We start from the raw sequence: 21974 nt of genomic DNA, 5'->3' as shown, positions 1-21974 counted from the left end.
CCTCCGTCTGCCGTCTTCATCCTCATCGCGGCCGCGGTTGGGGGCGGTGCGGCCCGTCGTGGGCGGCGGGCGCCCCCCTCTTCGGCGCCGCCCCCCACCCCGTCTCGCAATCTCCGCTTCGCTCCGACTGCGAGCCGACCCTCCCCACAAGGGGGAGGGTGAAGCAGAGCCTCTCTCCGCAGGAGCACCCTTGCCCGCCCCCCTCATCGAAATGCGCGGCATCACCAAGAGCTTTGGCGCGGTCAAGGCCAACGAGGCCGTCGACCTTAGCGTAGCGCCGGGCGAGATCCTTGGGCTGCTCGGCGAGAACGGCGCTGGCAAGACGACGCTGATGAATGTGCTGTTCGGTGCCTATGCGCCGGACGCCGGCGAAATCCTTATCCAGGGCCGGCCGGTGCGGATCACCAGTTCGGCCGATGCGCTGGCCGCCGGCATCGGCATGGTGCACCAGCATTTTCACCTCGCGCCACGGCTCACCGTGCTGGAAAATCTTCTAATAGGCATTCCCGGCAAGAGCGGCCGGATCGACCGTGCCGGCGGGCTGGCGCGGCTGGCCGAGATCGGCCGGCAGCATGGGCTCACACTTGACCCGGCCCTGCCGGTCTCGGCGCTGTCGGTCGGCGAACAGCAGCGGCTCGAAATCGTCAAGGCGCTGTTTCGCGGCGCCAGGCTGTTGATCCTCGACGAGCCGACGGCGGTGCTGGCGCCGAGCGAGGTCGACGGATTGTTTTCGGCATTGCGCTCGATGGCGGCGCAAGGCCTCGGCATCATCTTCATCTCGCACAAGCTCAACGAGGTGCGTGCGCTGACGCATCGCTGCAGGGTGCTGCGGCACGGCCGCGTCGCCGGCCGGGTGGACGATCCCGCCAACACGACGTCGGCCGCAATGGCGCAACTGATGTGCGGCCACGAGATCGTGCCGCCGGCGCGGGGACCATCGACGCCTGGTGCTGATGTGCTTACCCTCAAGGGCATCTCGACATCGCATCATTCGGGCACGCCGCTGCGCGACGTGTCGCTTGCCGTTCGTGCCGGTGAGATACTCGGCATTGCCGGCGTGTCGGGCAATGGCCAGCGTGCCTTGGCGGAGGTGATTTCCGGGACGCGTGTGCCTGACGCCGGCCAGATGACGATCGCCGGCAGCAAGGTCACACGCTTCTCGCCGCGCGAGGTGCAGGCGCTTGGCCTTGGCCGCATTCCGGAAGACCGCATGACCACCGGGCTGGTCACCAACCTGCCGCTCGCCGATTCGATGGTGCTGCCGCGCATCGGCACCGCCGCTTTCAGCAGCAGGGGCTTGCTCAAGCCAGATGCGATCCGCGCCTTCGCCGAGGCGCAGATCAAGGCCTATGATATCAGGTGCCCAGGGCCGATGACCCGCGCCGGAGCGCTATCCGGCGGCAATCTGCAGAAGGCGCTATTGGCGCGCGAACTCGCCTTCGACCCGAAGGTGCTTATTGTCTCGCAGCCGACACGCGGCCTCGACATCGGGGCCGCGCGTTTCATCCACGAAAAGTTCCTCGACATGCGCGCTAAGGGCTGCGGCATCGTCGTCATTGGTGAGGATCTCGAGGAGCTGCTGGTGCTCTGCGACCGCATCGCGGTGATGTATGAGGGCCGCATCGTCGGCATGCTCGACAGCGCCGATGCGACGATCGCGCGGCTCGGGCTGATGATGACCGGGGCGGAGGGGAGAGTCTAGATGAACCTTCTGGCGGCGCTGACCCCCACCCCTAACCCCTCCCCACAAGGGGGAGGGGGATGCTGCCGCGCTCCGTTCACACAGCTTCCGAGCCCAAACTTCAGCCGTTTTGTCGTGGTCAGCGCCTCCGAGAGTTCCCCTCCCCCTTGTGGGGAGGGGCTAGGGGTGGGGGTCCCTCTTCGTCAGAATCCTTGTTCGACAGACCGAACAGAGGGTGCCGCCTAATGTTCCGCCTGGAAGTCCGTGCAAGCACTCCTGCCTGGTTCAACCTCGCTTTGCCATTGCTGGCGATCGGTGCAACGCTCATCTTGTGCAGTGGCCTCATCGCGCTGGCAGGCGCCGGCGTCCTCGACGCCTATGGCGTGATGTTCACGGCCTCGCTAGGCGACAGCTACGCCATTACCGAAACGATGGTGCGCGCGGCACCGATGATCTTCACCGGGCTGGCGGTGGCCGTCGCCTTCCGGGCAAAATTCTGGAACATCGGCGCCGAGGGTCAATTGCTGGCCGGCGCGGTGGCCGGCTGCTTTGTCGGCGCCATCCCCATGCCGGGACCGCTTGCCATGGTGTTGATGGCGGTGGCCGGTGCCGCCGCTGGTGCGGCAGTGGCGCTCGTTCCCGCCACGCTACGGGTGAAGTTCAAGGTCGATGATGTCGTCAGTTCGCTGCTGCTCAACTCGGTCATCTACTATGCGCTGATGGCGCTGATCGAGGGGCCGTGGAAGGACAGTTTCAGCGGCTACCCGATCTCGCCGCCGATCGAGGATTCGGCGAATTTCCCGGTGCTGCTCGAAGGCACAAGGCTGCATCTCGGCGTCGTCGTGGCGCTGATCGCGGCACCCTTGATCTGGTTCCTGATCGTGCGCACGACGCTCGGTTTCAGGATCAGGGTCATCGGCGAGAATCCCGAAGCCGCCAGATATGGCGGCATCCATGTCGAGCGCGTGCTGATCTCTACGGCGCTGCTGTCCGGTGCGCTGGCCGGCCTCGCCGGTGTCGGCGAGGTCGGCGGCGTGCATTTCCAGGTGATGAGCGACATCTCGCCGGGCTACGGCTATTCCGGCATCGTCGTTGCCATGCTGGCGCGGCTCAACCCGCTTGGCGTCGTGCCGGCTGCGATCTTCCTTGCCGCCGTGATGACCGGCGCCGAGGCGATGTCGCGCGCGACCGGCGTGCCGGCGTTCCTCAGTGATGTCATCCAGGGCACCGCATTGCTTGCCATGCTGGTGGCGCTGCTGTTCACCGCCTATCGCATCCGCCGCGTTGGAGCCGCCCGATGAGCGCGGTGTTCGAACAGATCTTTCAGGTCGGCTTCCTCGCCGCCATCATCCGCATCGCCACGCCGCTGGCTTTTGCCACGCTCGGCGAGATGTTCTCCGAGCGGGCCGGCGTGCTCAACCTGGGCATCGAAGGCATCATGCTGTTGTCGGCGATGACCGGCTTCACCGCCGCCAGCCTCAGCGGCAGCCTGTGGCTCGGCGTGCTGGCGGCCGTGCTGACCGGCATGCTGATGGGCGCGCTGCATGCGCTGTTCACGGTGGTGCTCGGCCTCAGCCAGCATGTCTGCGGCATTGGCGTGACGCTGTTCTCTTCGGGCCTTGCCTATTTCCTCTACCGGCTGATCTTTGGCCAGCAATCGGTGCCGCCGAACATCAAGGGTTTTCAGACACTCCCGATCCCGGTCCTCTCCGACATTCCGGTATTCGGGCCGGCGGTGTTCAACCAGTTCGCGCTGGTCTACATGGCGATCCTGGCCATTCCGCTTGCCGCTTTCATACTCTACCGCACGCCATGGGGCCTGTCGGTGCGCATGGTCGGCGAAAACCCGCGCGCCGCCGATTCGGCCGGCGTCAGCGTCATTGCCACGCGCTTCCAGGCGGTCATTCTCGGTGGTGCGCTGATGGGGCTCGCCGGCGCCTTCCTGTCGATGGCGCAGTTCAACGCCTTCACCTTCGGCGTCGTCTCCGGGCGCGGCTGGGTGGCGATCGCGCTGGTCGTCTTCGGCCGCTGGGATCCGTGGCGCTCGGCGGGTGCGGCACTGCTGTTTGCCTTCGTCGATGCCTTGCAACTGCGCATGCAGGCGAGCGGGCTCGGGCACATCCCCTATGAGGCGTTCCTGATGCTGCCGTTCATTTTCACCATCGTCGCGATGGCGGTGATGTCACGCAACGCGGTGGCGCCGTCGGCGCTGCTCAAGCCGTTTCGGCGCGAGGAGCGGTAGACGAGCAGGACTTGGTGTCCTTTCCTCTCCCTCCGGAGGAGACGTCGATGCCGAGCCCGTCGAGATCGGCGACCTCGCGCAGACCATGCGGCGTGCGGATGAAGCCGGGGCAGACCGCGTTGCGGCGGATGTTGCGGTCGCGGAACTCGACGGCGATGGCGCGCGCGAACATGTGGCAGGCGCCCTTGGTGGTGTCGTAGAGCACCTCGTTCGGAGTCGCCGCCACCGCCGAGATCGATGAAGTGCAGACAATCGAGCCGCCGCCGGCCGCAATCATGCCGGGCAGCACGGCGCGTCATCAGGAACATCGAGCGGCATGCAGCCAGTCCCATTCCTGGACCGTCGTCTCCAGGAACGCTTTATCACGATGATGCCGGCGTGGTTGAACAGCACGGTGACCGGCCCGAGCTTTTCGATAGCACCCTTCACTGCCACTTCGACCTGGGCTTCGTCGGAGACGTCGACCACCCAGTGTTCGGCTATGTGCCCCGCGCGCGTATCGCCGCCACGGTGGCCGCGGCCGCCTCGCCATTGCGGTCGATGATCGCCACCCTGGCGCCCTCGGCGGCGAACAGCCCCGAGGCCGCTCCACCCATTCCCGTCGCGCCGCCCGAAATGATGGCCCTGCGGGCTCCCTCAGCAAGCAGGTACCAATTTGTGACGGCTCAGTAGAAAATTTTTCTGGCGAGGGGCTGAAAATAGCAATCGACAAAGTCTACAAGTTTTATAGATTAACCAGCGAGACGGAGGCCGATATGTCCTATATCCAGAACGCCCAGACGGATCGCAACGGCCAAAGGCTGGCCAATGCCCAGACCTTCCGCCCGGCCTATGCCGGCGCTTTCGCCTATGTGGTCTTTGCCCTTGCGTTTGTGTTCACCGGGGCAGTTGTTCTGGGCCTCATCCCCTAGAATCCGTCAGATAGGCCGGGGTTAGCTGCCCCACCGCTTCCAGGCAATCGGAGTTGAATGAACCGAATCCTCGGTGCGCTTGCGCGCGCCCGACACAACGGAGGAGATGGCAATGCCGATCGAGTTCACGCATGTTCCCGGCAAGACCGCCGACGCCGCGGTTCCCTTTTTCTATGACTTTGCCGAGACCGCGACCAAGCTCGGACTGATCGAGGACGGCGGTTTCCGCAAGATCGTCGTCGACGATTCGGCCGGGCTGCTGACCAATATGGATCTTGCTGCCCAGGTGCTGGACCGGACTTTGTCGCTGGAAGTCGTGCTAACGCATTGGGCGGGCGTGGTTGAACCGACCGTGGCGGCCCGCCAGCTTGCGTCGATCGACAGGAAAAGCGGCGGGCGGCTGGCGCTGCGGATGATCAGCGAGCCGCTGAGCGACGCCGATGCCGAAACACGGCCGGTCGGGCACACCGTCATCTGGCAGCGTATCGACGAATATCTGGTGCTGCTCAAGCGGCTTTGGTCGAACGACCGGCCCTTCGACCATGAAGGCGCGTTCTACAGCATCAAGGGCGGTTATGTGCCGCGCAAGGGTCCGCACGGCGCCGACCTGATCATCCGCATGGGCGGACAATCCGGAACGGCGGTCAAGGTGGCCGGCCGGCATGCCGATGTCTTCGAACTGGCGCCGGGCTCGATCGATGAGGTCCGGCAGCTGATGGAGCGGGTGCGCGGCGCCGCCGCCGAACATGGCCGGGCCGGCAAGCTGCGCTTTGCGCTTCCGGTCAGGATCCACCAGAGTGCTTCCGCCCCCGGCCTCAAGGCGGTCGACGTGGCCGGGCCGCCGGCCCAGGCCGCCCTGTCGCTGCTTGCCTATGCGGCTCTCGGGATCGACGAATTCATGATTGTCGGCGTCGACACGCCACGTGAGATCGCAACCGTCGGCCGGGAAACGATCGCCCTGCTGCGCAACTCACTGGCGCGCCGCGAAACGGACGCATTCCAGCCCGGGGCGTTTGCGCCGGGCGCGGGCATGGAAACGCGGGCAGCGGGCTGAGGAGCCTTCAGCCCTTCGTTGCCTCAGGCCTGTCGCCAAGCTGCGACAGGCCTTTGATAACAGCGCTCGAATCTGCCAGCGCGCCGAAGACGCCGTCTTCGACCGTCACCATGTGAAGCGCGGCTTCGTGGGCTTGTCTGTCGCCGCTGGCGCAGGCGTCCGAGATCGTCAGGCATTGAAAATTGCGGTCGCAGGCCTCGCGCAGCGTGGTGTGGACGCAGACATCCGTGGTGCATCCGGAAAACAGCAGATGCGTGATGCCTTGCGCACGCAGCACAAGCTCGAAATCCGTATAGGTGAAGGCGCTGTTGCAGGTCTTGTCGACTATGATGTCCTGCGGCGACCGCCAGCGCGGATCAGTTCGCTGTGCAAACTGGGTTCGACAACGACGCGGTCGCCACCGTTGTCCGGGCGGGACCTGTTTGCGGCAGTCGCATTGATTTGTTGATCGTTGTAGTCATCTTCAATCTTGACTAATAATATCATGTTTCATAGTCAACCGGCATCGGCTTGCCGAAACCCGGAATCTGCAAATGCGGGCGGCCGCACTGGAGAAAAGCCATGACCGTGGCTGGAATTGATGCCCAGACTGCCTTCCATATCGACGCGGTGCGCTTTGCCGTCGGCGAGCGAACGCTGCTCGGTCCGGTTTCGCTCGAACTGGAGCGCTCGCGCGTCTACGGGCTCATCGGCCACAATGGTTCGGGCAAGTCGACGCTGATCAAGCTCATGGCGCGCCAGCAGCCGGCAAGCTCGGGCGCCATCACCTTCGGCAGGCGCCCGCTGCTGCAATGGGGCGCGCGAGAACTCGCCCGCGCGCTTGCCTATCTGCCGCAGACGACGCCGGCGGCGACAGGTCTTACGGTGCGCGAACTGGCGACGCTCGGGCGCTATCCCTGGCATGGCGCGCTTGGCCGTTTCCGCGCCGAGGACAGGCAGCATGTCGACGAGGCGCTGGTCCTGACCGACATGGAAGGTTTCGCGGATCGGCTGGTGGACGAATTGTCCGGCGGCGAACGCCAGCGCGCCTGGCTGGCCATGCTGGTGGCGCAGAATGCCGGTGTCATGCTGCTCGACGAACCGATCTCGGCGCTCGACATCGCCCATCAGGTCGAGGTGCTCGGGCTGGTCAAGGATCTCAGCCGCAAACGCGACCTTTGCGTCGTCGTGGTGCTGCATGATCCCAACATGGCGGCGCGCTACTGCGACGAACTGATCGCACTGAAGGATGGCAAGCTGCTGACGCGCGGCACGCCCCGCGAAATCATGCGCGGCGATGTGCTGAAGGGCATTTTCGGCGTCGAGATGGGCGTGTTCGCGCACCCCGCCACCGGCCAGCCTGTCGTTTATGTGCAGTGACGAGATCTGATGCGGCGGTGGGAAACAGAAAGCGGCCGACCGCTGTGAGAACAAGGAAGAAGCTGTTGTCGAAAAGTGGTTTGTTGGCGGCGTTGGTCGCATCCGTCATCCTGTCGGTCGGCAGCGCGACCGCCCAGGAGCAACCGGCCGGAGCCGCCCCCGCGATCGAGGCACCCGCCGCGCCGGCACCCGCTACTCCGGCGCCCGTTGCACCGGCATCCGCCGCACCGGCAGTCGTCCCGCCGGCCACGATGGCGCCGGTGCAGCCAGCCAACCAGCCGAACACGACCCTGCCGGCCGAGGCCGGATCTTCGCCGGCAACGGAGCTGACCTTGCCGCATGACCTGTCGCCATGGGGCATGTTCATGGCGGCCGATATCATCGTCAAGGCGGTGATGATCGGGCTCGCCTTCGCCTCACTCGTCACCTGGACGATATGGCTGGCGAAATCGCTGGAGATTTTTGGTGGCAAGCTGCGCATCCGGCGCGCCGTCCGGGCGATCGGCGATGCCGCCACGCTGAAGCAGGCCAGCCGCGCGCTCGACCGCGGCGGCGGCCCCGGTGCGCTTCTGGTGCGGGCGGCCGAGGAGGAGACCGCGCTTTCGGCCGGCGCGCTCGATCATGTCTCCGGTGATGGGCTGAAGGAACGGGTGACGTCGCGCCTGTCGCGCATCGAGGCGGCGGCGTCGCGGCGCATGTCGCGCGGCACCGGCGTGCTGGCGACGATCGGTTCGACCGCGCCCTTCGTCGGCCTGTTCGGCACCGTCTGGGGCATCATGAACGCATTCATCGGCATCTCGCAGGCGCAGACCACCAATCTCGCCGTGGTCGCGCCGGGCATCGCCGAAGCGCTGTTGGCCACCGCGATGGGCCTTGTCGCGGCGATACCGGCCGTCGTCATCTACAATGTCTTTGCCCGCTCGATAGCCGGCTACCGGCAGATACTCGCCGATGCCTCGGCGGGCGTTGAACGGCTGGTCAGCCGCGACCTCGATTATCGCACGGTCGCGCCGGCAACGGCGCTGGCGGCGGAGTAGCGCCATGGGCAGCAGAATCCGACCGACCATGGATGACGATCTCGAGGAAAGCCACGAGATCAACGTCACCCCCTTCATCGACGTCATCCTGGTGCTTTTGATCATCTTCATGGTCGCGGCACCGCTGGCGACCGTGGATGTCAATGTCGACCTGCCGGGCTCGACCGCAACGCCCGCGCCACGGCCCGAAACGCCGCTGTTCCTGACTCTGAAGGACGATCTGACGCTGGCGATCGGCAACGACAGCGTGCCGCGCCCGGCTTTCGCCGCCTCGCTGGACAGCAGGACAAAAGGCGACAAGCAGACGCGCATCTTCCTGCGCGCCGACAAGGCAGTCGCCTATGGCGACCTGATGGAGGTGATGAACCTGCTGCGCGGTGCCGGCTATCTGAAGATCGCGCTGGTCGGCCTGGAGGCGGCGCCGGCAGCCACTGGCGCAGCGGCGCCATGACGCAAGCGGCCGCCTTGCCCTCGGTCCAGTTGTCGCGCTTCGGCTGGCGCGACCTTGGCTTGTGGGCCGGTGCGGCCGCGCTGGTCCTCGGAGCCCATGTCGCGGTCGCCTATGCCGTGCAGAACTTCACGATGGTCACCGAAGCAGACGGCGGTCCGCCACCGGCCCAGGTGATCGAGATGGCGCCGATGGTGGTGATGCCGGCCGTGGAGGAACAGATTGCCGCGCTGGACGCGGTGAAGCCCGATCAGGCCGAGCCGACGCCCGAAGAGCCGGTCGAGGAGGCGGAGGAACAGCCGGAAGCCGTCCCGCCCGACGAGACCGAGCCCACCCAGACCGAGATGGCCGAGCAGGTCGACCAGCCACCGCCGGATGAGGTCGTCCCGGATATTGTCGAGGCTGTAGGGCCCGAGGTCGTCATTCCCTTGCCGCAGCCGAAACCGGTCGAGGTGATCAAGGACAAGAAACCGGCCGAGGCCAAGGCGAAAAAGCCTGTCGAGAGGCCCAAGCCGCGGCCGAAGAAGGAGAAGGCGGCACCGCCAAGGACGGCAACCGTCGCCAGTGCCGATGCAAAGCCGGCGGCCAGGACCGCCGCGCCGAAGTCGGCACAATCGACGTCACGCTCCGGCGACTCCAGCAAATGGGACTCCCGTCTGGGCGCCTGGATCAAGCGGCACACGCGCTATCCCAGGTCAGCCAAGGCCCGCCGGGTGGAAGGCAAGCCGTATGTCGCCTTCACGGTCGACTCGTCCGGCCGGGTCCTGTCCGCCAGGCTCTCTCGCTCTTCCGGAGATGCGGATTTGGACCGCGCGGCACTGGCCGTGCTGCAAGGCGCCACGGTGCCGGCACCGCCGCCGGAACTCGGCTCGCGCCAGAGCCGAACGGCGCCATTCGTGTTCAGCCTGCGCAACTAGAGGCTAGGGCAAAGCCGGGCCTATCAATAACTCAGCGACAGGCAAAGGGCCTCGACCTGCTCCAGATGGAAGCGGCATTTCGTGCGTCTGAGGTTCGGGTCGTTGGCGCCGTTGATCTCGATGGTCTGCATCATGAAGTCGAAATGGCCTGGAAGGCGCCCACCGCGCCCCAGAGACTGTCTGCCTGACCGGTGATGCCGAGCCGGCCACCGCGCATGCGGTTGACGAGTGCATACCGCTACGCCCTTCGGGGCTGGGCGGCACGATTGTCTTTTGCCCGCGCCTTGGGGTGCAGCGGGTTGCCGCTGAGCTGCGCATGCCTGGCCGGCCGTGCGCCGCGAAGCACGTCGAAGGCTTCCGCATAGGCCATGCCCAGCAGATAGGAGATCATGGGAAAACGGCTTGCTTCGGCCATCTGCACGAGCTCATTGGTCATCGACGAAATATATTGAAGACTGTCGATTTCCGACTGACGTAAGGACTGATTTGACACGTGCTGCTCCTGTCTCTGGCGGAACCTAGGGAACGCGTTACCGACCATACTGAGCCGACTAATTGATCGCGGAAGACGAGGTTTCTTCCGGAGCGGCGTTCACTTTCCTAGCCATTTTCATCCGTTTCCTGACCCCATCGGGATCCGTTGAAAGGCCCCTCAAAACCGGACCCACGCCAAGAAAGGTAAGGTCGAAAGAGTTAATGGTATGTTAAAATCGTAGTAAATCCGCGCGCCAAGGCAGGCGGATGAATTATCTTTCCTCGCGCTAAAGTGTAAAATATCGATTTTATCCAGATACAGAGCAGACAATCGCTAGCATACGCTTTTTCGGCATCATGCTTATTCTTATTTAGCGTAAGCCACGGCGATCGAAGGGATTAACCCAGTCCTTCCCGAGTGAGGCTGACCACCAGTTGATCGACGCTCGGATCGTCGAGCCTGATGACATGTGCCATGCTGATGGCATCCCTTGGGCGGATGTTGACAATGTCGCGCCGCATGATGACGGACACGAATGCCGGCCCGGCCTCTGTCAGAAGCATGGCCTTGCCTATCAGCACCGGTTCGGAGATCGGAGCCCATTGCACGGAGATCAGCGGCGGCTCGCCAGTCTGGCGGCGATTGATGCCGCTGAAATAGATCCAGTTCAGGCGCGAGGTCGCCACCCAATAGTGGTTGCCGCGCGCCCGCGCCCATGTCGACCCCGGCGTTCCGACCACCCGGTGACCCTTCTGAAGGTGACCAGTTCGGCTTCGCGCCGCACCAAGGTTACCGAACGCCTCAAGAGGTCGGGCCGGGCCGGGATCGAAAAATAAGTGAAATAGGTGCCTCCCGCGATCGATGGGCTGGGCGGCCGGATCATCTGGTTGAACAAGCTCTCGGAAACCGGCGGCAGGCCGGGGACACTGGGTTCGGGGCCAATTGACCACGGTTTTGTGAGACGGGCGCGCAGTAGCGCGTGCGGCCTTCACGGGCGTGTTGGCACAACAAATATCGCCGGCAGGCGAGCGCGGTGCGTTTCTCTTGTCGTGGAAGGCAGAAATCGATTATTCCGCTGGTGGAGCTGAGGAGGATCGAACTCCTGACCTCGTCATTGCGAACGACGCGCTCTCCCAGCTGAGCTACAGCCCCGTCCAGCGGATGGGGCATTTATCGGGCGCCGTGGTTTCCTGTCAAGGCGGCGCTTTGCCGAAATCGGCGGCCGCCGACATCGGGCCGGCATGCGGCGGAAGGCGGCCCTTGCCGGTTTCGCCTGCAATGGCTACATGTCGGCAACAATTGGAGACCGGCATGCTCGCCCTCATTCAAACAATCGTCATGGCGCTAGACCTCTACTGGTGGATCATCATCGCCTCGGCGATCTTCTCCTGGCTCTACGCCTTCAACGTCGTCAATTCGAAAAACCAGTTCGTCGGCAGTATCGGCAACATGCTTTACCGGCTGACCGAGCCGGCATTGCGGCCGATCCGCCGCTTCATGCCGGACCTTGGCGGGATCGACATCTCGCCGATCATCCTGCTTCTGGTCCTGTTCTTCCTGCGGCAGTTCATACTCACCACGGTGGCGCCTCTGATCCTGTGAGCCCTTTCCGCCTGCGCGATGGTGGTGTCGACCTGTTTGTCCGGCTGACGCCAAAGGCTGCGCTGGACAGGCTCGAAGGCGTCGAGACATCAGCGGACGGACGAAGCCATTTCAAGGCCCGCGTCCGCGCCGTGCCGGAAAACGGCGCCGCCAATCATGCACTTGAAAAGCTGATTGCCAAGGCGCTGGGCGTGCCGGCTTCGACTGTATCGATTGTCGCCGGTGGCACCGCCCGGCTGAAGACACTGCGTATCGCGGGTGATCCGGCGGCGTTGGTGAAAAGGATCGAAGGGCTCGGCCAGCAGTCCTGATGCCCTTCGGTGGGGGTCAATCCCCCAGCGGCAAACGGGGATCGTCGACTTTCAACGTGTTCACGCTCTGCTTGATGCGGCGCAGGTTTTCCAAAACCCTTGGTCCGCGCGTCTCGGCGACCGATGTGACGATCATGTCGACGATCGACAGCAGCGCATAGCGCGACGATGTCGGCTTGTAGATGTTGCCGTCTTCCAGCGACTGGAAATTGATGACCGTGTCGGCGACCTTGGCGAGTGCGGAGTCCGGCGGGGTGATGGCGATGGTGGTGGCGCCATATTGCTGGGCGACCTGCACCGCATCGATGACCGATCGCGCATAGCCGGAGACAGAGAAGGCGATCAGCGTGGTGTCGGGCGTGGCAACGGCTGCGTACATGCGCTGCAGCTGTCCGTCTATCTGCGCCAGCACCGACACGCCCAGCCTGAACAGCCGGTTCTGCATTTCGGTCGCCATCATCGACGAAATTCCGCCCGAACCGATGCACAGCACATTGCCGGAAACGGCGATGCGTGCGGCGACGGCGACCAGCGTCGTCATATCGAGGTTTTCGCTGGCGCGCTGGATGGCCGATATCGCCGCTTCGGTGATGGCGGACGCGATGCGCTGTTCGCGGGCATCGCGGCTCAACGGCTCCGGTGACAGATACTGGCCGCCGATGGCGATGGCTTGCGCCAGATAGAATTTGAAGTCGCGCACCCCCTCGCAACCGAGGTTGCGGCAGAACCGTGTCACCGTCGGCTCGCTGACGCCGACGCGCGCGGCAATTTCCGAAATCGCCGCCTTGGAGACAAAGTCGAGGTCGGCCAGCACGAAGCCGGCAAGCTTGCGATCCGACTTCGTTCCAACCTGCAGCATCAGTTGCAGGCGCGTGATGATGTCGGCGGGCGTCTTCATGCTGATGTTTTCATAGAGGCAGGCCCGTCGCCTTGTCGAACAGGTGGACGTTGCCGGGGTTGACGGTCACCGGCAGCAAGTCGCCCGGCCTGACCGGCACCCTGTCGCGGAACACAGCGCGCACTGTATCAGCGCCGATGGCGCCATAAACATGGGTTTCGGAGCCGGTCGGCTCGACGACATCCACCTTGATCGCCATCGCGTCGGCAGCCTCGCCGATGACAAAGTGCTCGGGCCGGATGCCAGCCTCCACCGCACTGCCCGCCGGCACCTGTTTGCCGGCAAGCGCAAGCCGCCCGCCACCGGCCGATTCGAACCAGGTTTTCTCAGGCGATGTCCTGAGAGAGCCCGAGACGAAACTCATCGACGGGGAGCCGAGGAAGCTGGCGACGAACTTGTTGGCCGGCCTGTCATAAAGCTCCAGCGGCGCCCCGACCTGCTGGATCCGCCCGCGGTCCATCACCACGATGCGGTCTGCCATGGTCATGGCTTCGATCTGGTCGTGGGTGACATAGACGATCGTCGATTTCAACCGCTGGTGCAGCGCCTTGATCTCGACGCGCATCTGCACGCGCAATTGCGCGTCGAGGTTGGACAAGGGCTCGTCGAACAGAAACACCGACGGCTCGCGCACGATGGCGCGGCCCATGGCGACGCGCTGGCGCTGGCCACCCGACAGCTGGCGGGGGTAGCGGTCGAGATAGGAGAAGAGATTGAGAACGCCGGACGCCTTCTTGACCTTCTGGTCGACCGCCTCGCGTGCCTCGCCGCGTATTTTCGGGCCAAAGCCGATATTGTCCGCTGCCTTCAGATGCGGAAACAACGCATAGGACTGGAACACCATGGCGATGTTGCGCTGCTGCGGCGGCAGCGCGTTGGCGCGCACGCCGCCGATCAACAGATCGCCGGAGGTGATCGTCTCCAGCCCGGCCAGCATGCGCAGCAAGGTCGACTTGCCGCAGCCGGACGGGCCGACCAGCACGACGAACTCGCCGCTCTTGATATCGAGGCTGATGTTCTCGAGGATCTTGTGCTGCCCGAAGGATTTCGACAGGTCGCGAAACTCGACGTCGGTCATGGTCACGCTCCCAGAATGTCGTCGATGAAGGGCAGGCAACCGGCGGTCAGCCCCGCGTCCACGGGCATCACCACACCTGTTATTCCAGATGCGCGATCGGACGCAAGGAAGGCGACGGCTTCCGCCACTTCCGAAGCGTTGACGATGCGGCCGAGCGGATAGAGCCGCCGAAGCTTGCCGAGAATTTCGGGATCCTTGGCAAGGCGGTGGTCCCAGGCGGCGGTGCGGATCGATCCGGGGCAGACGACATTGGCGCGCAGGCCGCTCCGGCCGAGCTCGACGGCGATCGCCTTGGCATAGGCGTTGATGCCGGCCTTGGCCGCGGCATAGGCGGGATTGCCGAAATGCGCGATGGCGTTGACCGACGAGATGAAGACGACGCTGCCGGAGCCGCGCCCGGCCATCGCCTTGACCAGCGGGTCGGCGAAGTTCATCACGCCGGTCAGGTTGAGGCCGAGTTCCTGCTCTATTCTGTCGGGATCGAGCGCCGAAATCGTCTCGGCGCGCGTCCAGCCGGCATTGTTGATGAGAACGTCGGGCACGCCATCCCGCTCGAGGATCGCGGCGATCGCCGTGGCGATCGACGCCTTGTCGAGAAGATCGAAGACATGGCGGGAGGCAAAATGCGGGCTTTTCAACGCCTCGCTCGACTGGTCGCAGCCTATGACCCTGGCGCCTCTTTGCGCCATCAGCGCCACGATGGCGGTGCCGAGGCCGCCGCCAGCACCCGTCACCACGACAGTCTTGCCTTCGAACTCGGCCCTGCCTTCGGACTTGGCCCCACCTTCGAACTTGGGTCGCGAAACCACCGTGCGTCATCCTCCGGGAGTCCTGACAGATCGTGCAATGCCTAGGCCTGCAAATGTAATTTTGCAACAGAATAATCTGCTTGCAAGCCTTCAAATCATCGATAATGTAGGAAAGTCACATAATCTTCAGCTCCGGCACGAAGAGCGCGCAGGCGCAAAATCAAAATGGGAGAGATCAAATGAGCCTTGCAAAATGGACTGTCGGCCTGATGGCCGGAATGAGCATGCTGGCAATCGCGGCGCAGGCGAATGCGGGCGAGGTGCGCGTCACGGTCGCCGAGTATAGCGCCAAGACTGCTCCCTATTTCGCCGACGTCAAGAAGGAATTCGAGGCGGCGAATCCCGGCATCACCGTCAAATTCGAGGTGGTGCCGTGGGATGTGCTGCTGCAGAAGTTGACCACCGACATCACCGCCGGCACCAATGCCGATCTGTCGATCATCGGCACGCGCTGGCTGATCGACTTCGTCCAGCAGGATGTCGCCGAACCGCTCGACAGCTACATCAAGCCCGACTTCAAGGACCGCTTCATCGACACCTTCCTGTCGCCCTCGATCATGGACGGCAAGACCTACGGCTTGCCGATCGCCGCCTCGGCGCGCGCCATGTACTACAACAAGGAGCTGTTCGAGAAAGCCGGCATCGCCAATCCGCCGGCAACCTGGACCGAGCTGCAGGAAGACGCGCGCAAGATCAAGGCGCTGGGGTCCGGCACCTTCGGTTTCGGCCTGCAGGGCAAGGAGATCGAGACCGACGTCTATTACTACTACGCGATGTGGTCCTACGGCACCGAAATTCTCAACAAGGACGGCACCTCCGGCCTCAGCGCGCCAGGCGCGCTTGAAGCCGCCAAGCTCTACAAGTCGATGATCGACGAAGGGCTGACGGAGCCCGGCGTCACATCCAACAACCGCGAGGACGTGCAGAACCTGTTCAAGCAGGGCAAGGTCGGCATGATGATCACCGCACCCTTCCTGTCCAACCAGATCAAGGACGAGGCGCCGAACCTGAAGTATGGCGTGGCGGCCATTCCGGCCGGACCGACCGGCGCGCGCGGCACCTATGGCGTTACCGATTCCATCATCATGTTCAAGAACTCCAAGAACAAGGACGAGGCCTGGAAGCTGCTCGACTTCCTGTTCACCACGGAACAGCGTGCCAAGTTCACACAGGGCGAAGGCTTCCTGCCGGTGAACAAGGAAGAGGCGAAAATGGACTACTACGTCAACAATGCCGATCTGGCGGCATTCACGGCGCTGTTGCCCGACGCCCGCTTCGCGCCGGTCATTCCGGGCTGGGAAGAGGTTGCCCAGATCACGTCGGACGCCATGCAGAAGATCTATCTCGGCGGCGACCCCGAGGCAGGCTTGAAAGACGCAGCCGCCAAGGCCAACGCCGTGCTGAAGAAATAGGGCGTATCTCCCCGCGCCCGTGGCGCGTCCCACTCAGGCGGGGCGCGCCACACTTCTCAGCGGAAAGACGGATTCGTCGATATCAGTGCCGCCCCTTGCCCTGCCGGGCATTTCTCTCCGTGACGGGGAGATAGGGGCTGGCCGCGATGCCGGCAGGCAGGTGAGGGACGGCGCAAACGCCGGCAGGAAATTCAAACCCTGAAGCGCTGCTCCAGACCAGGACTGATATGCGAGATTGACCCGAGCTGGCACGCCAGCACTACTGATGTCCAACACGGTATAAAGCCAGCCGATGCAAAACCGTTTCTTGCCCTATCTCCTGACCTTGCCCAGCCTGTTCCTGGCGGCGGTCGTTATTTTCTGGCCGGTCTGGGACCTGATCCAGATCTCGACACATGATGTCAACCGCTTCGGCCAGCTTCGTGAATTCAACGACTTCGCCAATTTCGCGGCACTCACTGCCGATCCCGATTTCATGGCCGCGCTCTGGCGCACCGGCCAATGGACCGTGATGGTCGTCGGCGGTGCGCTGCTCTTGTCTGTCCCGGTGGCGATGATCCTCAACACCGATTTCCATGGCCGGGGTATTGCCCGCGTCATCATCATGCTGCCCTGGGCGGTGTCGCTGACCATGACCGCGGTGGTCTGGCGCTGGGCGCTGAGCGGCGAAAGCGGCATGCTGAATTCGGCGCTGATCGGCCTCGGCCTCATCGACCACAACATCCAGTGGCTGGCGAGCGCCGAAACCGCTTTCCCCATGCAAGTGCTGATCGGTATCCTGGTGACGGTGCCGTTCACGACGACGATCTTCCTTGGCGGCCTGTCGTCTATCCCGGACGACCTCTACGAGGCGGCGGCGCTCGAAGGGGCGACGCCGCTGCAGCAGTTCCGCGAGATAACCTTTCCGCTCTTAAAACCGTTCATCAACATCGCCATCGTGCTCAACACCATCTACGTCTTCAATTCCTTCCCGATCATCTGGGTGATGACGCAAGGCGGGCCGGCCAACTCGACGGACATCCTGGTCACCCATCTCTACAAGCTGGCCTTCCGCATCGGCAAACTCGGCGAAGCGTCGGCGGTGTCGCTGGTGATGTTCGCCATATTGCTGGTCTTCACCATGATCTATGTGCGGCTGGCGATGCGGGAGCAACGCGCATGACAAATCGGCTCATGGCGGGCAAGCTGAAGCGTTCGATCATTGCCTGGCTGCTGCTGGCGCCGCTGATCGTGGTGACGCTCTTTCCCTTCGCCGTGATGTTCCTGACCGCGGTCAAGCCACGACAGGAAGTGCTGTCGCCGAACTGGTGGCCGAGCGAGTTCCGCTGGTCCAACTTCTCCGACATGTGGGTGGCGACCGGCTTCGGCCAGGCGCTGATGAATTCGCTCTACGTGTCCGTGATCGCCACCGTCGGCGCCATCCTGATCTCGGTTCCGGCGGCCTATGCGATGTCGCGCTTCCGCTTTGCCGGATACGGCGCCTTGCGCCAGTTCCTGCTGATTTCGCAGATGATCTCGCCGATCGTGCTGGTGCTCGGCCTGTTCCGGCTGATGGCCGCCTGGGGCCTAGTCGAGAGTACGACGGCGCTTGGCTTCATCTACATGGCCTTCAACGTCGCCTTCACGGTGTGGATGCTGCAGAGCTATTTCGACACCATTCCGCGCGATCTCGAGGAGGCGGCCTGGATGGAAGGCGCCGGCCGCTGGCTGACCTTGCGCAAGGTGTTCCTGCCGCTGTGCCTGCCGGCGATCGCGGTGACCGCGATCTTCACCTTCATCAATGCCTGGAACGAATTCGTCGTCGCGCTCACCATGCTGCGCAGCCAGGAAAGCTACACGCTGCCGATCCAGGTGTTTTCGCTGGTCGCCGGCCGCTACACCATCGAATGGCACCACGTCATGGCCGCGACGCTGCTGGCGACCTTGCCGGTCGCCATCCTGTTCATCTGGCTGCAACGCTACCTCGTTCGCGGGCTGGCGCTCGGAGCGGTCAAATAGCGCCTATTCACGACGGAGCTTTCATGCGCATTTTCACCGCCTCGCTGGCGACGGAAACCAACACCTTCTCGCCGGTGCCGACCGACCGGGCCTCGTTCGAGATGGCCTTCTATGCAGGGCCCGGCAAGCATCCGGAAACACCGACGCTGTGCTCCTCGCCGATGGTCGCGCTGCGCCGGCGGGCAGTCGCCGAAGGCCTCGATGTCATCGAGGGCACCGCCACCTGGGCGGAACCGGGCGGCCTGGTGCAGCGGCAGACCTACGAGGCGCTGCGCGACGAGATCCTGGGCCAGCTCAAGGCGGCGCTGCCGGTCGATGCGGTGATCCTCGGCCTGCATGGCGCCATGGTGGCGCAAGGCTATGACGACTGCGAAGGCGATCTGCTCGAGCGCGTCCGCGACATGGTCGGACCGGACGTGGTGATCGCGGTCGAACTCGATCCGCACAGCCATCTGACGCCGAAGCGCGTGGCGGCCTCGGACATCCTCGCCTACTTCCTTGAATTTCCGCACACCGATTTCTACGAGCGCGGCGAACATGTCGTCGAGCTCGGCTTGGCAGCAGCGCGCGGCGAGATCAAGCCTGTCATCTCGACCTTCGACTGCCGCATGATCCAGGTACTGCCGACCAGCCGCGAGCCGATGCGCTCCTTTGTCGACCGTATCAAGGCGCTGCACGGCAGGGACGGCGTGCTGTCGGTCTCGGTCATCCACGGCTTCATGGCGGCCGATGTGGCCGAGATGGGCACTCGCCTCCTGGTCGTCACCGACAATGACAAGGCCAAGGGCGACGCGCTGGCTGAGAAGCTGGGGCGGGAGCTCTACGCGCTGCGCGAGAAGACGGCGATGACCATGCTGAGCGCTGCCGACGGCATCGATCGGGCGCTGGCCGTGCGCGCGGAAAATCCGGGCAAGCCGGTGGTCATTGCCGATATCTGGGACAATCCTGGCGGCGGCGTTCCAGGTGACGGCACCTTGGTGCTGCGCCATATGCTGGCGCGTGGCCTGGACAAATTTGGCGTGGCAACGATCTGGGATCCGATCGCCGTGACCTTCTGTCAGGCGGCGGGCGAGGGCGCGGTGATCGACCTGCGTTTCGGCGGCAAGGCCGGGCCGCAGGCCGGCGAACCGATCGACGCACGGATCAAGGTGCTGAGGGCGGTTGCGGAGGGTTGGCAAAGTTTCGGGCCAAGCCGGGTGACGCTTGGGCCGACGGCCTTGGTCCGCATCGAAGGCACCGAGGTCGATATCATCCTCAACACCAATCGCACCCAGACCTTCGAGCCGGATATCTTTTCCAATATCGGCGTCGATCCGCTGGCCAAGGATATGCTGCTGATCAAGTCGACCAATCATTTCTACGCCGGCTTCGAGCCGATCGCCGCCGAGATCATCTATGTCTCGGCACCGAGTTCGTATCCCAGCAATCCAGCGGTGACCAACTACACCAAGCTAACGCGGCCGATCTGGCCGCGGGTGGCGGATCCTTGGGAGGGTGACGCTGATATTCTCCCCCCTTGAGGGGGAGATGTCGCCGAAGGCGACAGAGGGGGTCGGTCCAACCAGGCTCGGCCTTCTTCTGCGCGAGGTCGGCGCTTCACGCGCGACGACCCCCTCTGGCCGCTTCGCGGCCATCTCCCCCTCGAGGGGGGAGATTACCCAGCGCTACACCAGCCCGCGCTTCACCATCATTGCTTCCGGCGACGGCATCTTGCCGCGAAACGCCGTATAGAGCTCTTCCGGGTCTTTCGAGCCGCCGGCGGCGTAGATGTTCTTGCGCAGCCGCTCGGCGAGTGCCGGGTTGAAGGGGTCGCCCGTCTCCTCGAAAGCGGCAAAGGCGTCGGCATCGAGCACTTCCGACCACATGTAGGAGTAATAGCCGGCGGAGTAGCCGTCACCGGAAAACACGTGGCCAAAATGGGGGGTGCGATGGCGCATCGCGATAGTGTCCGGCATGTCAAGCTTTTCGAGCGTTTCGGTTTCGAAACGAAGCGGCTCCTGCGGCGCATCCGCCCGCGCATGATAGGCCATGTCCATCAAGGCGGAAGCGGTGAATTCCACAGTTGCAAAGCCAGCGCCGAAAGTCCGCGCGGCCAGCATCTTATCGAGCAGCGCCTTGGGCATCGGCTTGCCGGTCTTCACATGCAAAGCGTGCTTTTCCAGCACCGCCGGCACGGTCAGCCAGTGCTCGTAGAGCTGCGAGGGCAGTTCGACGAAATCGCGGCTGACCGAGGTGCCCGCCACCGACGGCCAGGTGACGTCGGTCAGCATGCCGTGCAGCGCATGGCCGAACTCGTGGAACAGCGTCTTCGCCTCGTCGACCGACAGCAGAGCCGGCTCGCCGACCGGCGGCTTGGCGAAGTTCATGATGTTGTAGATCACCGGTTTCGAGCCGTGGCCAAGCCCATAGCCGGATTGCAGCGCGCTCATCCAGGCGCCGGATCGCTTTGACGGCCTAGCGAAATAATCGGCGAGGAACAGGCCGCGCTCGCTGCCGTCGGCATTTTTCACCACGAACACGCGCGCGTCGGGGTGCCAGGCGGCAATGCCCTTCTTCTCCTCGAAAGTGATGCCGAACAGCCGTGTCGCCACGTCGAAGCAGGCGTCGATGATCCGGTCGAGCTGCAAATAGGGTTTCAGCTCGGCCTCGTCGAAGGCGAACTTCTCCGCACGCAGTTTCTCCTGGTAAAAGCGCCAGTCCCAGGCGGCGAATTTTTCGTTGCTGCCTGCCTGCGTCGCCAGCCGCTGCAGGTCGGTCCGGTCGGCCGCGGCCTTTTCCAGCGCCTTCTCCCACACGGGATCAAGCAGCGCGTGCACCGCCTTCGGCGTTTTGGCCATGGTGTCGTCGAGCTTCAGCGCGGCGAAGGAGGCGTAGCCGAGCAGCTTTGCCTTTTCGGCGCGCAGCTTCAGCATGTCGCGTACTACGGATGTGTTGTCGGTGGCGCCGCCATTCTGGCCGCGCATGGTGAAGGCGCGGAAAGCGATCTCGCGCAGGTCGCGGCGCTCCGAAAAGGTCGAGAACGGCTCATAGATCGAGCGCGACAGGGTGACGGCACAGCGACCCTTCTGGCCGCGCATTTCGGCGGCTTCGGCCATCGAGCTTTTCAGAAAGTCCGGCAGGCCGGCTAGGTCGGCCTCGTCGAGGAACAGCGCCCAGTCGCGCTCGTCGGCCAGCACATTCTGCCCGAAGCTGGTGCCGAGCGAGGACAGCTCCTCGCTGATTTTGGCCAGCCGCTTCTTGCCCTCGGCATCAAGCTTCGCGCCCGAGCGGACAAAGCCTTTCCAGGTCTTCTCCAGCACGCGCAGCGTCTCGGCGTCGAGCTTCAGGCTCTCGCGGCGCTGATAGAGATCGTCGATTCGGGCAAACAGCCTCTCATTCATCGAAATCGCCGAGAAATGCCTGGACATCTTTGGCGAGATGTCGCGTTCCAGCGCCTGGATCGTTTCATTGGTGTGGGCGCCGGCGCGGCACCAGAAGATCGACGAGACACGGTCGAGCGCCTCGCCGCCGAGTTCCAGCGCGGCAAGCGTGTTCTCGATGGTCGGCGTATCTTCATTGCCGGCGATCGCCTCGATCTCGGCCTCATGCGCCTTCAGCGCCGCATCAAGGACCGGGGAAAAATCGCCGTCGCCAATGCGCGTGAAATCAGGCAGGCCGAGCGGCCCTTGCCACGCGGTCAGCGGATGGGCGGCGAGATCGACGGCTTTCGTGGAATGCATGGACAGTCTTTCGCTGATGAAGG

The 21974-nt window shown here is 64.1% G+C and carries 20 protein-coding genes, 1 tRNA gene and 4 pseudogenes; 16 read left to right on the top strand and 9 right to left on the bottom strand.

Annotated elements, in window-relative coordinates:
* The first annotated feature begins 190 nt into the window (after window positions 1-190).
* From NKH03_RS27575 to NKH03_RS27565, 3 genes are all read left to right on the top strand, one after another.
* On the top strand, window positions 191-1702 hold the full coding sequence (locus tag NKH03_RS27575) for an ABC transporter ATP-binding protein (protein WP_352971898.1): 1512 nt from the start codon (window positions 191-193) through the stop codon (window positions 1700-1702).
* 224 nt (window positions 1703-1926) lie between these two features.
* The gene (locus tag NKH03_RS27570) at window positions 1927-2982 is read left to right on the top strand and encodes an ABC transporter permease (RefSeq protein WP_352971895.1); all 1056 of its coding nucleotides are present in this window, start codon (window positions 1927-1929) and stop codon (window positions 2980-2982) included.
* Window positions 2979-3923, top strand: a complete 945-nt coding sequence (locus NKH03_RS27565; protein ID WP_352971892.1) for an ABC transporter permease — start codon at window positions 2979-2981, stop codon at window positions 3921-3923. The genes NKH03_RS27570 and NKH03_RS27565 overlap by 4 nt, the downstream gene beginning before the upstream one ends.
* 37 nt (window positions 3924-3960) lie before the next feature.
* Here the strand turns inward: NKH03_RS27565 and NKH03_RS27560 are convergent.
* Window positions 3961-4519 (bottom strand): annotated as a pseudogene (locus NKH03_RS27560) (SDR family NAD(P)-dependent oxidoreductase); the annotation flags it as partial.
* Between the two features lie 159 nt (window positions 4520-4678).
* On the opposite strand from NKH03_RS27560, the gene NKH03_RS27555 reads away from it, so the two are divergent.
* Both NKH03_RS27555 and NKH03_RS27550 read left to right on the top strand, forming a co-directional pair.
* Entirely contained in the window at window positions 4679-4834 is a 156-nt protein-coding gene (locus NKH03_RS27555) for a hypothetical protein (protein WP_352866152.1), read from the top strand.
* 112 nt (window positions 4835-4946) lie between these two features.
* A complete protein-coding gene (locus tag NKH03_RS27550) occupies window positions 4947-5888 on the top strand; it encodes an LLM class flavin-dependent oxidoreductase (RefSeq protein WP_352878480.1) in 942 nt (313 codons plus the stop codon).
* A gap of 7 nt (window positions 5889-5895) precedes the next feature.
* Here NKH03_RS27550 and NKH03_RS27545 read toward each other — a convergent pair.
* A pseudogene (locus tag NKH03_RS27545) lies at window positions 5896-6231 on the bottom strand (cysteine hydrolase family protein); the annotation flags it as partial.
* A 218-nt stretch (window positions 6232-6449) separates the two neighbouring features.
* Here NKH03_RS27545 and NKH03_RS27540 point away from each other — a divergent pair.
* From NKH03_RS27540 to NKH03_RS27525, 4 genes are all read left to right on the top strand, one after another.
* Complete coding sequence (locus NKH03_RS27540; protein WP_352971889.1) at window positions 6450-7247, top strand: ATP-binding cassette domain-containing protein; 798 nt, start codon at window positions 6450-6452, stop codon at window positions 7245-7247.
* A 65-nt stretch (window positions 7248-7312) separates the two neighbouring features.
* Window positions 7313-8284, top strand: coding sequence for a tonB-system energizer ExbB (gene exbB / locus NKH03_RS27535; RefSeq protein ID WP_352866148.1), 972 nt, complete (start codon window positions 7313-7315; stop codon window positions 8282-8284).
* Window positions 8285-8288: 4 nt separating this feature from the next.
* Window positions 8289-8735, top strand: coding sequence for a TonB system transport protein ExbD (gene exbD / locus NKH03_RS27530; protein WP_352971886.1), 447 nt, complete (start codon window positions 8289-8291; stop codon window positions 8733-8735).
* Complete coding sequence (locus NKH03_RS27525) at window positions 8732-9649, top strand: TonB family protein (protein ID WP_352971884.1); 918 nt, start codon at window positions 8732-8734, stop codon at window positions 9647-9649. The genes exbD and NKH03_RS27525 overlap by 4 nt, the downstream gene beginning before the upstream one ends.
* A 238-nt stretch (window positions 9650-9887) precedes the next feature.
* On the opposite strand, the gene NKH03_RS27520 is transcribed toward NKH03_RS27525, so the two are convergent.
* The gene (locus tag NKH03_RS27520) at window positions 9888-10142 is read right to left on the bottom strand and encodes a hypothetical protein (RefSeq protein ID WP_352971881.1); all 255 of its coding nucleotides are present in this window, start codon (window positions 10140-10142) and stop codon (window positions 9888-9890) included.
* Window positions 10143-10420: 278 nt separating this feature from the next.
* Between NKH03_RS27520 and NKH03_RS27515 the strand changes: the two are divergent.
* Window positions 10421-10498, top strand: a pseudogene (locus NKH03_RS27515) (helix-turn-helix domain-containing protein); the annotation flags it as partial.
* A gap of 24 nt (window positions 10499-10522) precedes the next feature.
* Here NKH03_RS27515 and NKH03_RS27510 read toward each other — a convergent pair.
* Both NKH03_RS27510 and NKH03_RS27505 read right to left on the bottom strand, forming a co-directional pair.
* Window positions 10523-11061 (bottom strand): annotated as a pseudogene (locus NKH03_RS27510) (XRE family transcriptional regulator); the annotation flags it as partial.
* Between the two features lie 139 nt (window positions 11062-11200).
* Window positions 11201-11276: transfer RNA gene (locus NKH03_RS27505), tRNA-Ala, on the bottom strand.
* A 159-nt stretch (window positions 11277-11435) separates the two neighbouring features.
* Between NKH03_RS27505 and NKH03_RS27500 the strand changes: the two genes are divergently transcribed.
* Complete coding sequence (locus NKH03_RS27500; RefSeq protein ID WP_352866137.1) at window positions 11436-11726, top strand: YggT family protein; 291 nt, start codon at window positions 11436-11438, stop codon at window positions 11724-11726.
* Window positions 11723-12037 (top strand): DUF167 family protein, encoded by a 315-nt coding sequence (locus NKH03_RS27495; protein ID WP_352971878.1) that lies wholly within the window; start codon window positions 11723-11725, stop codon window positions 12035-12037. The genes NKH03_RS27500 and NKH03_RS27495 overlap by 4 nt, the downstream gene beginning before the upstream one ends.
* Window positions 12038-12053: 16 nt before the next feature.
* Here the strand turns inward: NKH03_RS27495 and NKH03_RS27490 are convergent, their stop codons facing one another.
* Genes NKH03_RS27490 through NKH03_RS27480 form a run of 3 tightly spaced genes read right to left on the bottom strand, consistent with a single transcriptional unit; the run spans window position 12054 to window position 14822 of the window.
* Window positions 12054-12935, bottom strand: coding sequence for a MurR/RpiR family transcriptional regulator (locus tag NKH03_RS27490; RefSeq protein ID WP_352971875.1), 882 nt, complete (start codon window positions 12933-12935; stop codon window positions 12054-12056).
* A gap of 10 nt (window positions 12936-12945) precedes the next feature.
* Window positions 12946-14013: an ABC transporter ATP-binding protein gene (locus NKH03_RS27485; RefSeq protein WP_352971872.1), complete on the bottom strand. Its 1068-nt coding sequence runs from the start codon at window positions 14011-14013 to the stop codon at window positions 12946-12948.
* Between the two features lie 2 nt (window positions 14014-14015).
* Window positions 14016-14822 carry an SDR family oxidoreductase gene (locus NKH03_RS27480; RefSeq protein WP_352971869.1) on the bottom strand — a complete coding sequence of 269 codons (807 nt, stop codon included), beginning with the start codon at window positions 14820-14822 and terminating at the stop codon, window positions 14016-14018.
* Window positions 14823-15001: 179 nt separating this feature from the next.
* On the opposite strand from NKH03_RS27480, the gene NKH03_RS27475 reads away from it, so the two are divergent.
* The 4 genes from NKH03_RS27475 (at window position 15002) to NKH03_RS27460 (ending at window position 19752) form a co-directional block, all read left to right on the top strand.
* The gene (locus tag NKH03_RS27475) at window positions 15002-16234 is read left to right on the top strand and encodes an ABC transporter substrate-binding protein (RefSeq protein WP_352971866.1); all 1233 of its coding nucleotides are present in this window, start codon (window positions 15002-15004) and stop codon (window positions 16232-16234) included.
* 292 nt (window positions 16235-16526) lie between these two features.
* Complete coding sequence (locus NKH03_RS27470; RefSeq protein WP_352971864.1) at window positions 16527-17396, top strand: carbohydrate ABC transporter permease; 870 nt, start codon at window positions 16527-16529, stop codon at window positions 17394-17396.
* Window positions 17393-18232 (top strand): carbohydrate ABC transporter permease, encoded by an 840-nt coding sequence (locus NKH03_RS27465; protein WP_352971861.1) that lies wholly within the window; start codon window positions 17393-17395, stop codon window positions 18230-18232. The genes NKH03_RS27470 and NKH03_RS27465 overlap by 4 nt, the downstream gene beginning before the upstream one ends.
* A gap of 23 nt (window positions 18233-18255) precedes the next feature.
* Window positions 18256-19752 carry a M81 family metallopeptidase gene (locus tag NKH03_RS27460; RefSeq protein ID WP_352971858.1) on the top strand — a complete coding sequence of 499 codons (1497 nt, stop codon included), beginning with the start codon at window positions 18256-18258 and terminating at the stop codon, window positions 19750-19752.
* Between the two features lie 144 nt (window positions 19753-19896).
* On the opposite strand, the gene NKH03_RS27455 is transcribed toward NKH03_RS27460, so the two are convergent.
* The gene (locus NKH03_RS27455; RefSeq protein WP_352971855.1) at window positions 19897-21951 is read right to left on the bottom strand and encodes a M3 family metallopeptidase; all 2055 of its coding nucleotides are present in this window, start codon (window positions 21949-21951) and stop codon (window positions 19897-19899) included.
* Window positions 21952-21974 lie beyond the last annotated feature (23 nt).

Source organism: Mesorhizobium sp. M1406 (assembly GCF_040317555.1).
Taxonomy (GTDB): Bacteria; Pseudomonadota; Alphaproteobacteria; order Rhizobiales; family Rhizobiaceae; genus Mesorhizobium.
The sequence above is the reverse complement of the archived record's forward strand: the minus strand, read 5'-3'. Positions and strand labels throughout refer to the sequence as shown.

Coding starts and splice junctions, on each gene's coding strand:
- NKH03_RS27570 (WP_352971895.1), top strand. CDS start 1,927: ATGTTCCGCCTGGAAGTCCGTGCAAGCACTCCTGCCTGGTTCAACCTC.
- NKH03_RS27565 (WP_352971892.1), top strand. CDS start 2,979: ATGAGCGCGGTGTTCGAACAGATCTTTCAGGTCGGCTTCCTCGCCGCC.
- NKH03_RS27555 (WP_352866152.1), top strand. CDS start 4,679: ATGTCCTATATCCAGAACGCCCAGACGGATCGCAACGGCCAAAGGCTG.
- NKH03_RS27550 (WP_352878480.1), top strand. CDS start 4,947: ATGCCGATCGAGTTCACGCATGTTCCCGGCAAGACCGCCGACGCCGCG.
- NKH03_RS27540 (WP_352971889.1), top strand. CDS start 6,450: ATGACCGTGGCTGGAATTGATGCCCAGACTGCCTTCCATATCGACGCG.
- exbD (WP_352971886.1), top strand. CDS start 8,289: ATGGGCAGCAGAATCCGACCGACCATGGATGACGATCTCGAGGAAAGC.
- NKH03_RS27525 (WP_352971884.1), top strand. CDS start 8,732: ATGACGCAAGCGGCCGCCTTGCCCTCGGTCCAGTTGTCGCGCTTCGGC.
- NKH03_RS27500 (WP_352866137.1), top strand. CDS start 11,436: ATGCTCGCCCTCATTCAAACAATCGTCATGGCGCTAGACCTCTACTGG.
- NKH03_RS27490 (WP_352971875.1), bottom strand. CDS start 12,935: ATGAAGACGCCCGCCGACATCATCACGCGCCTGCAACTGATGCTGCAG.
- NKH03_RS27485 (WP_352971872.1), bottom strand. CDS start 14,013: ATGACCGACGTCGAGTTTCGCGACCTGTCGAAATCCTTCGGGCAGCAC.
- NKH03_RS27475 (WP_352971866.1), top strand. CDS start 15,002: ATGAGCCTTGCAAAATGGACTGTCGGCCTGATGGCCGGAATGAGCATG.
- NKH03_RS27470 (WP_352971864.1), top strand. CDS start 16,527: ATGCAAAACCGTTTCTTGCCCTATCTCCTGACCTTGCCCAGCCTGTTC.
- NKH03_RS27465 (WP_352971861.1), top strand. CDS start 17,393: ATGACAAATCGGCTCATGGCGGGCAAGCTGAAGCGTTCGATCATTGCC.
- NKH03_RS27460 (WP_352971858.1), top strand. CDS start 18,256: ATGCGCATTTTCACCGCCTCGCTGGCGACGGAAACCAACACCTTCTCG.
- NKH03_RS27455 (WP_352971855.1), bottom strand. CDS start 21,951: ATGCATTCCACGAAAGCCGTCGATCTCGCCGCCCATCCGCTGACCGCG.